The sequence below is a fragment of the Bradyrhizobium sp. UFLA01-814 genome, from assembly GCF_046718885.1.
GTDB lineage: Bacteria > Pseudomonadota > Alphaproteobacteria > Rhizobiales > Xanthobacteraceae > Bradyrhizobium > Bradyrhizobium elkanii.
The window spans coordinates 1-13264 of record NZ_JAQOSR010000125.1 but is presented as its reverse complement, the minus strand read 5'-3'; the positions used below and the strand labels follow the sequence as shown (position 1 = coordinate 13264).

Sequence of the window (13264 nt, the reverse complement as noted above, 5' to 3'; positions counted from 1 at the left end):
TTTTTTTTTCATTTGTCTTTTTTCTTGTCTTTCTCGGCCAAATCGACGCGGGAGGCCTCGGTGAGAGGCCTCCCGCGCTTGCGACGTCAAAGGGCGAACACGTAGAGCATCGAACCCGGCTGCATCCGCTTCAGCTCGGGCGTGGCATCGATGAACCACTTGTCCCAGGCACCGCCGAGGCCGACCAGGATCGCGACATACTGCTTGCCGTCCACCGAGAACGTCATCGGGGGCGCGTTGACGCCACCGCCGGTGTTGAACTGCCAGAGCTGCTGCAGCGATTTCGCGTCATAGGCGATCACCTCGCCGGACGGCTGTCCGGAGAACACGAGGTCGGGCGTTGCAAGGATGCCGCCGAGGTTCGGGAATTCGGTCTCCGCCTTCCCTGCCACCTTGCCGGTGGTGACGTCGATCGCGGTGACGCTGCCGGTGATCTTGACCGGCTGGCTCGGTCCGCCGCCCGTGAAGAACTCGCGCTTCTTCAACTTGTCCGGCGTCGTCTCCTCGACCGTAATCCGGTTGCAGCTCTCGATCACCGGGATGTACCAGAGCTTCAGGTTCGGATTATACGCGGTCGGCGGCCAGTTCTTGCCGCCCATGTTGCCGGGGCAGATGTCCGTCACCTTGTTGGTCCGGCTTGGCGTCACCGCCGCGTTGTAGCGCTGCACGCCCTGCTTCGGATCATACTCCACCGGCTTGCCGGATTCGGGGTCGAGACCCTTGGTCCAGGTCACCTTCTTGACGAACGGCAGACCCCAGATGAACTTGCCGCTGTTGCGGTCGATCGCATAGGCAAAGCCGTTGCGGTCGGCCTCGAGCGCGAGCTTCTGCGTCGTGTTGTTCGGACCGGGGACGTCGACCAGCACGTTCTCCGCCACGCTGTCATAGTCGTAGGGATCGTTCGGCGTGTGCTGGTAGTGCCACTTGATCTTGCCGGTGTCGGCATCGAGACCAAGCGACGAGTCGGTGTAGAGGTTGTCGCCGGGCCGGTACTCGTTGTCCCAGTCCGGTCCGGGATTGCCGACGCCCCAAACGATGGTGTTGGTCGAGGGGTCGAAGCTGCCGGTGACCCAGGTCGATCCGCCGCCGCTCGCCTTGGCGTCCTTGTCGTCCTTCCAGGTCTCGTGACCCGCCTCGTCCTTGCCCGGGATGGTGTGGGTGCGCCACACTTCCTTCTGGCTCTTCAGGTCGGTCGCGGCGATCCAGCCGCGAATGCCGTATTCGGCGCCGGCCACGCCTGTGATCGCCATGTCCTTGACGATCAGCGGTGCGCCGGTGATCACCTCGCCCTTGTCGGGATCGGCGACCTGGCGCTGCCAGGCGACCTGCCCGGTCTCCTTGTTGGTCGCGATCAGGCGGCCGTCGAGCGTGTGCGAGACGACGAGATTGCCCCACAATGCGACGCCGCGGTTGTCGACGCCGCAGCAGGCGACCGCGCCGGCCCAGTCATGGTCGGTCTTCGGATCCATCTTCCAGAGCAGCACGCCTTTGCCGCCATGCGCATCGATCTTGTAGACCGAACCCCAGCCGTCGGTGACGTACATGAAGCCGTTCTCGACGATCGGCGTTCCCTCCAAGCCACCATGCGACCAGATTCCGCCGCCCTCGACGCCGCCGAGATGCATGGTCCAGGCGACCTTCAGGTTCTTGACGTTGTCCTTGTTGATATCGGCCAGCGACGAGAAGCGCGTCGCCGAATAGTTCTTGTGGTGGTGCAGCCAGTTGCCTGCTTCCTTGTCAGCATTGAGCAGACGGTCCTGATTGACATCGTCGGCGAGCGCGAAAGAGCCCGCGAAGGTCGCTGCGGATGCTACTGCCGCGGCGAGCATATGCGACTTTACCCAATTCAACCTTGTCATGAGTTCATTTCCTCCGGATCTAGCATTCTTCATTGATCGAACCGCCCGTCACACACGGGCGGTCACGCGAGAAGCCTTGAGTCCCGGCGCGTGGCTGTACGCCACGCGCCGCCTTCTTGAGTCACTGATGTGAGGTCACTTCTGGACCTGTACCTCCGTCTCGATGGTGCCTGCTTTCTGAAAAACGATCGCGCATTTGAAGGTCTCGCCCGGCGTGAGCGCCTGACGCATCTGCAGCAGCATGACGTGATAACCGTCACGCTTCAGCTCGAGCATTGCCTTTGCCGGCACTGGTATATTGGATATCGAGCGCATCGCTGGTGCGCCCTCGCCGCGATCCACAGTATGACGCTCGGAAAAATTCGCAACCGGGCAGCGGACACGAAGCAGCGCATCGGCGCTGTCGGCCTCGTTCTTGATCGTCATCGTCAACGGAAGGTCCCCGCCCGCTTTGTCGACCGCCGGCACGCGCGCGTCCACAATCTGCAAGGACTCGTTCGCGGCGGCGTTATGCACCACTCCGAACGTGCTGATCAGGCAGAATAATGGCAACGCGATCCATGATCGGCACGCAACGGCGCAATGCAACCCCCGCTCGAACGACATCAAGTTCTCTCCCAACATGATTTTTGCAGCATTGTTTCACGCTTCGTCGTGCGCTGCCAGCAATAGATCGCGAACGCTGATCAATGCGATTTCGGCACGCATAGCGGCCATGCTAACTTCTTGCGCATGAGTGCTCTCGATAAACTTCCGCCGATAGAGCGCGACGCAGCACATGCCGCACTGCGTCAGGTGATCGGCACCGCAGCGATCGACGCCGTCACATCCGTCTCGGGCGGCGCAACGTCGGCGCAATTGTTCCGGATCCATGCAGGCGGCGAGAATTATTTGCTCCGAATCGAAGGAATGCCGAGCCCGCTGCGCAATCCGTTTCAGTATGTGTCGCTCAGGATCGCGGCCGAGGCCGGCATCGCGCCGCGACTCCATTATGTCGACGAGGCCTCGCGCATCGCGGTGATGGATTTTGTGCAGCGGCAGCCGCTCGGCCGCTATCCCGGCGGCTTGCCGGCGCTGGCGAAGGCGCTCGGCGAATTGCTGGCGCGCCTGCAGGCGACGCCGACCTTTCCCGCTTTCGTGCGCTACCCCGACATCGTGGCCCGGCTCTGGGCCCATGTCGGCCGCACCGGCCTGTTCGCGCCCGGCGTGCTTGAGCGCTGCAACGCGCATCTCGCGCGGATCCGCGCGGCCTATGCCTGGGACGAGGCCAACTCGGTGTCGAGCCACAACGACTCGCTCCCCGCCAACATCCTGTTCGACGGCAACAGGCTCTGGATGATCGACTGGGAATCCGCCTATCGCACCGATCCGCTGGTCGACCTTGCGATTGTCGGCGACAGCCTGGCGCGCACGCCGGAGCTGGAAAACATCCTGCATCGTGCCTGGCTCGGCCGCCCGCTCGACGAGGCGCTGCGCGCACGGCTCGCACATGTCCGCGCGCTCACCCGGCTCTACTATGCCGGCGTGCTGCTCAGCGCATCCGCGACGGCGCCGCGCGCCACACCCGACACGAGCCTCGCAGCACCGACGCTTGCCGAGCTCGCAGAGGCTACACGCGCCGGCTTGCTCAAGGCCGGCACGCCGGCGGCCAAGCACGTGCTGGGCAAGATGTTCGTCGCCTCATTCCTGACCGAAATCGAGACGCCCGGCTTCGATCTTTCGGTCTGACGTTCAACCCGGCGGATCGAACGTCGACGGAAAACTGCGGCGCAGCTCACTGCGGCACCGGGTGCAGCCTTGCGAGCTGGTCGAGCGACAATTCGGCCTCGCGATCGCTCAGGGGAAAACGCACGATCACGTCCTGACGCGACAGCTGGCCCCACAGCCCGTCCGACGACCATTTCTGCGGCTCGGGTCCGCGCGGACCGTCGACCCAGATGAAATACCATTCCGCCATCGACGCGACCAAAGCTCCTCGCCGGAACATTGGTCCTTCGCCGGCCAATCCGCAACGCCCGATTTCGGGCGCGGCGCGGCAGGTGGGCTATTCGTACGGCGTGCCGTCCTTGTGCAGAAAGCGGCCGTCGGAGCTCGGGCTCATCATGTCGATGTCGGAGCAGGTGATGACGTCGGCGCGCGAGCGCGAGCCGACCTCGAGATAGGTCGCCGTCATCTGCGCCCTGTTGATCAGATGATGCCCGTTGCCGGAGTTTTTCGGAAATGCCGCGCAATCGCCGGCCCGCAGCACCGTCTCGCCGCCGTCTTCCACCAGCACCACTTCGCCCGCGAGCACATAGACGAACTCGTCCTCGTCCGAATGCCAGTGGCGCTGGCTCGACCAGTTGCCGGGCGGCAGCCGCATCAGGTTGACGCCGAAGTCGGCGAGCCCGCCGGCATCACCGAGACGCTGCCGCGCCCGCTCGGCGCACGGCGCGGCGAACTCCGCCGGATAGCCGGTCCCCTTGCGTTCCGGCACGTTTGCAAGGTCGATCCTGGGCATGGCGTCTCTCCGGCGGTCGGTGGGCGAACGAGCGATCGGGCCGGCGGCAATCCGTCCATGGAAGGCGCCGGCAGCAGGTTCCGAGGTCAGCCGCCAAATCGCTTCACCAGTTTTGAACTTTTGGCCGTGCTGATCTGCTGACCGGTCAAATCGCTTCCCACGCTCAATCCCTTCGTCATCAAGTTGCTGCGCAGGGCGGCCTGCTTCTCATCGGCGTAATCTACGTCGACGTGGTCGAGACTCATCAAATGCCCAAGTTCATGGGCCCACGCGCGTCCGTTGGCAAAGTCATTGCCATACCATTGGACAAAGCTTGCCGGCTCGGGATTGCTATGAAGGTATGAGCTGCCACCGGCCGAGAGATTGACAATCGGGTTGACGAGATAAATGTGGACCGCGTTGTCGGGAGCATGCCGGAGACTGAGAACATCCAGCACGCGCTGGTCATTGTTGCGCGCGCTCTTCGCCATATCGAGCGGTTTATCTTCCACGTAATCATTGATCACGAACGCGATCTTGGCCTTCGCCCAGATCTTATTGACCACATCCAGTGCCTTCTTGGCGGCCTCGCCACTCCATTTTTGAGGCTCGGCGACACCTTTCTCGGCAAATGGCGTGACGTAGATTTTCAGCGGAATTGACATGTGCGTCTCCAACGCTAGAGATTTCCACGACACCTGCGGTGGGGGTCCACGCGTCGACGTCCGGATCCCGAGGACGCAGATTTCGATTCTTTCGGGACTCGCACGTCTCGGCTCGAGCGGATCGGCGTTGCTTCCAGATAGACGCAGTTCGCGCTCCTATGGAAGAGGCCCGCGGCGCGACAAACAGCCGAAACGAGCCGGCTGAACCTTGTCGACGCCACCGAGACTAACGACGCGGCCGCCACACCCTGACGATCCGCGCGAGCATCGCTTGAGCATGCGGGTCAATTCCGAGATCACTATCGAGAGATGGAACTTCGCTTGGCGAAGCCACCCGGATGGCGGCACTGCCAGCCATTCCGGCGCCAAAGATAAAAATCAGATATTTCAATATCTTACAGGTCAGCTGACATTTGTTCGGCCGTCCGCCACCGGCCCTACACGCTTCGGTGTATCCTTGAACATTCTCGCTTCCCCAAGCGACAACATCAGGAATGGATTGGACTCAGGATTGTTACCGTACGGAGGCATGCCGGCGCTCGTAACGCTTGACGCAGTGGAGTTTGCGCGCGGCCACCTTCGATAAAGCTGCCGTTGTTTTGAGCCGATTTTGGACGTTCGCCATGCGCTACACGCTCCTCCGAGTTCTTGTTGTTCTTGCTGCTTCAGTTCTCCTGGCGTCTCAGCCAGCCTGGGCAACGAAGCGAGTGGCTTTGGTGGTCGGAAATTCGAACTATCAAAATGCGCCATTGCTTCCAAATCCTGCCAATGATGCCACCGCAATCGCCGCGACCTTGAAGGGCGCCGGGTTCGATTTGGTGGAGTCCCGGCTGAACCTGACCTCGAGCGACATGCGGCGGGCACTGAGGGATTTCGCCGACCAAGCTCGCGATGCAGACATCGCCATCGTCTACTATGCAGGTCACGGAATCGAGATCGACGGGACGAATTATCTGATTCCGACGGATGCCAGGCTTGAGCGCGACACTGATATCTATGACGAGGCCTTCTCGCTCGATCGCGTCCTGCTGGCTATCGAGCCCGCGAAACAGCTCCGCGTCGTGATCGTTGACGCCTGTCGCAACAATCCATTCGCCGACACGATGAAACGAACCGTCGCTTCGCGCGCGATCAGCCGCGGGCTCGCCCGGGTAGAGCCCGCCGTATCCAATACGCTGATCGCGTTTGCGGCCAAGGCCGGACTGACCGCGCTCGACGGCAACAGCACGAACAGTCCCTACGCGACGGCACTGGTGAAATATATCGCAAAGCCTGGACTCGACCTGCGCAGGGCTTTCGGCTTCGTCCGCGATGATGTCCTGCAAGCCACGGGTAATCGACAGGAGCCCTACGTTTACGGATCGCTGGGCGGTGAGGACGTTGCGCTCGTGCCAAAGGCAGAGGAGCCGGCGCCGCCGCCGGCTAGCGCCTCGTCGGAAATTCGTCGCGACTACGAATTGGCCCTGCAACTGGGTAACAAGGCCGCTATGAGCGCGTTCCTCGCCCAGCACCCCGACGGCTATTACGCAAACCTGGCCAAGCTTCAGCTCAATCAGATCGACGCGGAGGACGCGCGCGTCACCGCGACCCGGAAAGCGCAGGAAGCGGAGCAGCAGAAGGCTCGGCTTGCGTCCGAAGGTGCCCAGCGAGCGGAGCAGGAAAAGGCGGCCGCAGATTTCAAGGCTGCGGAGGATGCCCGGATCGCGGCAGAAAGAACAAAGCAGGCAGCGCAGGACCAAGCTGCTGAGGCTGAACGCAAGCGAACCGCATCCCAAACCTCAACGGTCGCCATGCTTTCCGCGAACGGACCCGCGCCCGACAGCGCCAGGCCGGATAATATTGCAACCGCGACCCCATCGCAGAATAGCGAGGGCGCGAAGGTTGCCGCCTTGAACACGGCGTCGCCGCAGGAGGATCTTGCCAAATCGGTGCAGAGCGAATTGAGCCGGGTTGGCTGTTTCACGGGCTCCATCGACGGTGAGTGGAACGCGGCCTCGCGTCGCTCCCTGACCCTGTTCAACCGGCACGCCGGAACCAAATTTGACGTCAAGCTTGCAAGCCTCGATGTGCTCGATGCGATCAAGCTGAAGCCAGCCCGGGTTTGCCCGCTGATCTGCGAACACGGCTACAAAGCCGACGGCGACCAGTGCCGCAAGATCACCTGCGCCGAAGGCTCGTTCCTGAACGAGGACAACGAATGCGAGAAGCGGCGCGGGAAAAAGCCGGTGGCGAAGCGCAACACGGATGAGCGGCCGTCGCGTGCCGATCGTCCGGTCCGCGAGAGGCCCGAGCCGCAAGCCGACGTTCCCCGACGGCAGGCGACGGCCAGACCCTCGGGTGGCAGCGGCCAGATCGTGTGCGATGCTTATCTATGCCGCCCGGTCCGTCGCGGGTGTCATCTCGATTACCGTGGCGGCGGAGGTCCCGGCGGCGGTACCGGCAATGTCGAGGTCTGCAACTAGGACAGCATGCACGGCGGCGCGCTCGAGGTCGGGCCGCCGTCTCCTCCGCAATCGGTCATGCCGGGGCAACGGAGCCAAACCGCGGGGCCCTGCACGCAAGACGCCGGACAGCAGCCTCGGCCACAAGAATATTACATGATCGCGCCGGACGGTCTCCTCAACCGCCCGGGTAGCCGTAGCAACGCAATCGCTCACCTACTTGATGGAGTATGATTTGATGTCGAACGACCAATTGTTCGGCAGCAGTCTTCCGCCGCCGCTGTCCGGTATCCGCAGCTGACTGGTCCAATCCGACAGATAGCTCAACGTGTCGGCCGGCCCCTGAAGCTTGCGCTGAACGTCCGGCAAATCCAGCAATTGCACACGTCGCTCGCTCAGGATCGCAACGATCACGGCGGACCCGGCCGGCGGCGCGACGACATATTCAAATCCACGCTGCTGTGCCGCTGGGGTCGGAACAATGAATTGGACGCCGGGCTTCACAAGATTCATGTCGGGTCCGACCGACTGCGCCAATAGCTCGGCAGTCGGGAAGATCTGGGACATCCGCCCTTCCGCATCCACATCCACCAGCATCAGATAGCCGGGCTTCCTGGCGGTTACGCCGAATGACACCTTGCCGCCAATGTTGACCGTTGGACCCGGCAGGATCTCAAGCGCCACGCCGGCAGCATTTGCCGGGCCGCGCGAGGCCTGTACGCGCCAGAGCAACGGAGCGTTCGTCGCACCTGCCGATGGAGAGGCCGATGGCGGCGGCGCCGCGAACGCGACGCCGCTTCCCGCCAGCAACAGCACGATCGCGAACCCTGATTGCTTCCGGGAAACCAGTTTCGCTGGCGACATGACCCGCTGTCACAGCTTTGTCAGGGAACGCTGAAGAAGCCGATTGACGCGATCCGCGCGTCCGCCGGCAGGTAGCGCTCCAGACTCTTGATCACCTGCCCCGAGGCACGGCGCCGGTTGAGCTGCATCAGGACCGTCTCCAGATCGACCATCCGCTGCTGCGAGGTCACCGCGACGATCTGCTCGGCGCCGAACGGCTCGCCCACCCGGAGAGGCAGTCGCAGATTTGCCGATCGAGCCAGCGCGGCATCGGACCCCACCGGATACAGCATTTGGATGGTTCCATCACCGGACACGTTGAATAGCAGCACAGCCCGCGAACCGACGTCGGACAATTCGACCTCGACGGTCTGGCCGCTGCGCTGCTGTCGATCATCCGGCCAGATACGCATCAGCTGCGGCGATCGCGTCGCCATGCGCTTAAGCTCCCGAATTGCCGCGGTTCGGTTGACCACTGTCGTCAAACCGCCAACGTCAACGCCATAGGCGACCACGTCGCCCCAGGCGATCACGTCATGAGACACGGGGTCCCAGATCAGGTCGGGATTATCAGTCGGTTGAACGGCCTGCACGCTGGCATCCTGCGGCTTGAGGCTCGTGAAATAGCTCATTTTGCCGTCAAGCGCCGCCAAACGGATCGGCGTGGTGAGGCGGAACGGCGGCAGCGCGGCACTGGGCGCGGCCGGGGCGGTCGCAGCGGCACTGGTTGGAGCAGTTTCCGACTTAGCCGTAACGGCCGGCGACGCAGGAGATTGTTTCTCGGCGGACGCGACGTTAGCAACCTGGCCGGAGGCAGCTCTCGCGGCCGTCCCCTGGATCAGCACCACGCCGCGCGTCAATTCGAAGGCGACCTCGGTTTCCGGCATCTGTGCCGGCGACGAGACCGTCACGATGTTCTGGCGCTGGTCGGACAGTTGATAGACCACCTGCCGAACATTGCTGAAAAGCTCCTTCAGGGTCACCTTGCCATCATGATTGATGTCCGCGTTGCCCTCCACGGCCCGCGCAACGGCATAACTCAGAGCGCCGCGCAGGCCATCGATCCCGGGAATCCGCACTTCCGGAGCCTTGGTGTGACGATCGACCGCGGCGATGAACGCGGTGTGGTCGAGATCGAGTTCGGACTTCGGGTCGTCGCTGCTCGACACCGGCTTCAATTCATCGACCAGCAGCGTGTAGCGCGGCACCTGTCGAAAGCTCATCTCGGCCGCACGCGGATCGATATCGCGCACCATTCCGCCGCCATGGCAGGTATCCGCGACGAAGATCACCCTTGCGCCGCGCAATTCGAACTGCCGGATGAAATGATTGAATTCGCTTCCCAGAATGCGCTCGACAGATCCGGCCGGCGTGGTCGCGAATTCGGGCAGCAGGAACACGTTCTCCATTCCGTCCGGTTCGGAGCCCTTGATCCGCTCCGGCTCCTGCGTGCCGTGGCCCGCGATCGACAGGAAGACGAGATCGTTGCTCTTTGTCCGCTCCACCAGTGAGCTGATCTCGCGCAGCACGCTCGCCCTGTCGGCCTGTGCATTGGTCAGCTCGACCACATCGCTGACGCCCATGGTCCTCAAGCTGGACACGATGTCGTTGGCGTCGGCGACCGCGCCCTTCAATTTGCGTACATGCTGGTAGTCGTCGATGCCGATGACGAGCGCCCGGAGAGCCGCACCGTCGGGATTGCTTATCGACAGTTCACCCGCCGCATGCGCGTGCTGGAGTGGCAGGCCGATCAACGCAGCGAGCAGGATGGCGGCGCACAGCCAACCGGTCCTTCGATCAAAGCCCCTAAGCGTTCGCATCGCGATCCACCTCGATATCAAGCAGGTCCGCCCTGGAACCACACCGGCAAGGCAGAGCGGCAGGAATGCCGTCCGGACCTCCAGAAACCAGCGCGCAGGCGGCGATCCATGTTCATCTGTAGCCTTGGCAAGACCTCAGGTTCAGCGCCGTTTATTCGCCGTCTTGCGGCCTGTCGGCGCCTCGGTCTCCTGATAGGCGTTCGCGGAAACGGTCGTCTGATCGTCTGCGAACGCCCGAAAGCGGACCGGAACGTAACCGCGCGCGAGCAGGCTCGCGAGCGGATAGACGTTGCGGCAGACCCGACCGTTGCAGCCACCCGTCGAGGATTCCATGACCTCAGCCTTGCGATCGGGTGTGAACCGCAGGAACAGCATCACGTGGGAACCCGGCTTGTTCAGGGCGTCACCAGGCTTGAGGTCCCAGGGGTTGGTCACGGGTGCGGCGATCGCAGGGATGGCGGCGGTCGTGTAGTGGACGGAAAGCCCCCACGTGGCACTGACGAATGCCGAACAGTCGACACCGGCCACATCCGGCCGTGGCTCGTTACGGGTGCAAACATTGCCCGCCAGCGTCCCGCTGTCGATCCGCTGCCGGAAGTTCGCGAGCGAACCGTGGCACCCCCAGCAATAGGGCACGCCGCGCACTTCCTGGTTTATCTTGCCCTGCAGGTACCACGGCCGGCGAATACGGCTGAAACCGGAGCATTGGCTGTCGGGATCGCTGCCGTAGTTGGCCGGTGTCAGCTTCCACTGAATGCCCTCAAAGGCGAAGGCGGTCTCGATCGCCTGCTGACGATTGGACGGCCGCACGGCAGCGGTCGCATTGAACTTGATATCCGGCCGCGCCGCCGCCGGCGCGGCCGCCGTGCGCGATGGCCTGACGTCAATGACGGATACCTTCCCCAGGGGGCGGAAGCCGACACCGACCACCTCGACACCATCCGGCTTGGTGCGCAGAAAATAGACGTCGCCATCGCCCGAAACGGTGACGAACCGCCGGGTCACGGGCGTGTTCTCCAGCGGCAGCTCGTAGATACCCTCTAGGCGTCCGTTCGCGGCATAGCGTGCGACGAAGGTGGAGGCATTCTTGCCCGACGGAGGAATGTCCTCGGCCAGCACGTAGAAGCGGTCGCTGTTGTCGATCTCGAGAAACTCAACGGTGCCGAGCTGGTTGCGGACGCGCAGGCCGAGCTGACCGATGGTCTCGTTGGATACCATGGTCTGGATTTCGACCCGAACGCCGGCATTGCCCTTGTCGGGAATGATATCGGCGATCACCGATCCCTTGCTGCGCGAGGCGATATATTGCCGGTCGGGCTGTCGCGTCGTCCTCACGATGGCCGCGCGCGTATTCTGATCGAGCAAGTCGGTCGGGCTGCTCAGCGCCTGCGAGCCCATCTGGGCGAAGGCCGAAATGGCGACCTGGTCGTCGGTTCCGCGGGATGAGACTTCCTCCAGCTGGATCTCGTCTCCACCCAGCCCGCGTGTGGACTGTCCTGGTGCCGCCTTCAGCATCCGCACGCCGCCGTCCCAAACCATGATGTCGTCGTTATGGACGACGAGGTCGGTGGGCTGCACATCGCCAGGCATCTTCAGGATGTCGGGAGCCGTGTTCGGTTGTTTGGGGTCGAATTGCAGAATGCGGCCATTGATTTGATCGAGCACAAACAGGTTTCCCTGTCCGTCAGCGCTGAGCGCTTGCGGGCCCGCGAGTTCGACGTCCTGGCTGGCCGCGACGATCCCCACCATGGATGCAGCCGAACCGCCGGCAAAGCTTCGCACGACCGTATCGTCGGCCCTTGCCCCGGTGGCCGCTATGGCCGCGCCGACGATAGAGAGCCAGATCCAGCTAGATCGACGAAGCATATCCGCCTCAATGTAACCGAACCGAATGCGGCGTCAGTCCGACTAATCCAAGACTGCCTAATCCAAGACTGCGCGAGTGCAGCGTCAATTAGTGGCGAGCAACCCCGATCCCGTTCAACTCTTTCACTGGACGGTGATAGTCCGAACTCCTTCAGCTTGCAGTGCAAAATCATGGCCAGAAACAGATTTGAGCAAGTCAGCGAAATCCAGCCAGACGCGATTACTCTGGTTTTGAGGCGCGACAATGCCGGTGCCTCCGGGTCAATCGTGTTGCCGGCCGCCGCAAGCGGGGGACGCCTGAACAGCGACCAGGTCAGCGCCCATATGCCGGCCCAGGATGCCTTTCGCGGCGCAATCCGTCTCGCCAATGACATGAAGCTCGCGATCGTGGTTTGCGACCCCGATGGCGTCTGGAAGCCGGAATGGGGCGACCTCTACCAGGCGATCGATTGACCCACACGGACAGACGCTGCGGCGCCGCATGGAGGCCGGCATGGCAAATGGAGCGTTAAGCGGGCTGTCGTTGAGGTCGCGAGCCTTGATGATCGCCCTGTTGGCCGCAACCGGCTGGCCTGCGCGGGCAAATGATTCCGCGGCCGAATTGTCCATCGGCGGGCTGCAATTCGTCCGCACCAAGGACGTGGCCATGGCGAGCGAGGAGCTTCATATCGGGCTGGACCGGGTCACCGTTCGCTACCAATTCGTCAACCAGACGAGCAAGCCGGTTGCGCTCACTGTCGCCTTTCCGCTGCCCGACATCGACCTGTCCGAAGCCGAGAACATTGCCCTTCCATCGAGCGATCCGGTCAACTTCGTCGCGTTCGAGACCAGGATCGACGGCAACGCGGTGCCGCTGACCATCGATCAGCGCGCCATGGTCGGCAACAAGGATGTCACCGCCCTCCTCCGTCAGTTCAAGCTGCCTTTGCTGCCGCTCGGTGATCGGGAGATCCGAGTCGCCGACCTGCCGGCGACAACCCGCACCAAGTTGATCGACGACGGCCTTCTGATGCCTGCCGGCATGAGCGACAACGGTCGCCAGCAATATACGCCCGGCTGGGTAACCAAGACATCTGCCGTTCGCGAGCAGGTGTTTCCCGCGGCGCGTACCGTCACGGTCGAACATCAATATCGCCCGAGCGTCGGCTCCAGCCCTGACACGGTCCTGCGCTCGGGTCTGCGTCGCAGCGCGGCACTGGGACCGGAAGTCGAGCGGTACAGGAGAGACTATTGCGTTACGTATGCGTTCCTTGCCGAATTGGACAAGCGCACAGGTGACAGCCAGGCCAAT

Annotated in this window: 12 protein-coding genes; 4 read left to right on the top strand and 8 right to left on the bottom strand. The window is 62.9% G+C overall.

The genetic code is table 11. From position 1 onward, the window contains the following. Positions 1-86: 86 nt before the first annotated feature. Both PMN64_RS30415 and PMN64_RS30410 read right to left on the bottom strand, forming a co-directional pair. The gene (locus PMN64_RS30415; protein ID WP_244435710.1) at positions 87-1859 is read right to left on the bottom strand and encodes a PQQ-dependent dehydrogenase, methanol/ethanol family; all 1773 of its coding nucleotides are present in this window, start codon (positions 1857-1859) and stop codon (positions 87-89) included. A gap of 135 nt (positions 1860-1994) precedes the next feature. After that, on the bottom strand, positions 1995-2465 hold the full coding sequence (locus tag PMN64_RS30410) for a copper chaperone PCu(A)C (RefSeq protein ID WP_080583245.1): 471 nt from the start codon (positions 2463-2465) through the stop codon (positions 1995-1997). Between the two features lie 126 nt (positions 2466-2591). Here PMN64_RS30410 and PMN64_RS30405 point away from each other — a divergent pair, with 126 nt between their 5' ends. Further along, on the top strand, positions 2592-3587 hold the full coding sequence (locus PMN64_RS30405) for a phosphotransferase (protein ID WP_259242612.1): 996 nt from the start codon (positions 2592-2594) through the stop codon (positions 3585-3587). A gap of 46 nt (positions 3588-3633) precedes the next feature. On the opposite strand, the gene PMN64_RS30400 is transcribed toward PMN64_RS30405, so the two are convergent. The 3 genes from PMN64_RS30400 to PMN64_RS30390 all read right to left on the bottom strand — a co-directional run bounded on the left by PMN64_RS30400 (position 3634) and on the right by PMN64_RS30390 (position 5003). Beyond that, entirely contained in the window at positions 3634-3846 is a 213-nt protein-coding gene (locus PMN64_RS30400) for a hypothetical protein (RefSeq protein ID WP_264641795.1), read from the bottom strand. 57 nt (positions 3847-3903) lie between these two features. After that, positions 3904-4359, bottom strand: coding sequence for a cupin domain-containing protein (locus PMN64_RS30395; RefSeq protein ID WP_028339352.1), 456 nt, complete (start codon positions 4357-4359; stop codon positions 3904-3906). A gap of 86 nt (positions 4360-4445) precedes the next feature. After that, positions 4446-5003 carry a hypothetical protein gene (locus tag PMN64_RS30390; protein ID WP_411783309.1) on the bottom strand — a complete coding sequence of 186 codons (558 nt, stop codon included), beginning with the start codon at positions 5001-5003 and terminating at the stop codon, positions 4446-4448. Between the two features lie 623 nt (positions 5004-5626). Between PMN64_RS30390 and PMN64_RS30385 the strand changes: the two genes are divergently transcribed. Then, positions 5627-7465: a caspase domain-containing protein gene (locus PMN64_RS30385; protein ID WP_028339354.1), complete on the top strand. Its 1839-nt coding sequence runs from the start codon at positions 5627-5629 to the stop codon at positions 7463-7465. Between the two features lie 195 nt (positions 7466-7660). On the opposite strand, the gene PMN64_RS30380 is transcribed toward PMN64_RS30385, so the two are convergent. From PMN64_RS30380 to PMN64_RS30370, 3 genes are all read right to left on the bottom strand, one after another. Then, on the bottom strand, positions 7661-8308 hold the full coding sequence (locus PMN64_RS30380) for a DUF4384 domain-containing protein (protein WP_411783308.1): 648 nt from the start codon (positions 8306-8308) through the stop codon (positions 7661-7663). 20 nt (positions 8309-8328) lie between these two features. Next, positions 8329-10107 carry a caspase family protein gene (locus PMN64_RS30375; RefSeq protein ID WP_411783307.1) on the bottom strand — a complete coding sequence of 593 codons (1779 nt, stop codon included), beginning with the start codon at positions 10105-10107 and terminating at the stop codon, positions 8329-8331. Positions 10108-10248: 141 nt separating this feature from the next. Next, positions 10249-11973: a hypothetical protein gene (locus tag PMN64_RS30370; protein WP_411783306.1), complete on the bottom strand. Its 1725-nt coding sequence runs from the start codon at positions 11971-11973 to the stop codon at positions 10249-10251. 270 nt (positions 11974-12243) lie between these two features. On the opposite strand from PMN64_RS30370, the gene PMN64_RS30365 reads away from it, so the two are divergent. Beyond that, positions 12244-12426 (top strand): hypothetical protein, encoded by a 183-nt coding sequence (locus tag PMN64_RS30365; protein ID WP_411783305.1) that lies wholly within the window; start codon positions 12244-12246, stop codon positions 12424-12426. A gap of 88 nt (positions 12427-12514) precedes the next feature. Beyond that, positions 12515-13264, top strand: a 750-nt coding sequence (locus PMN64_RS30360) for a DUF4424 family protein (RefSeq protein ID WP_411783303.1), incomplete at its 3' end; no start/stop codon positions are given.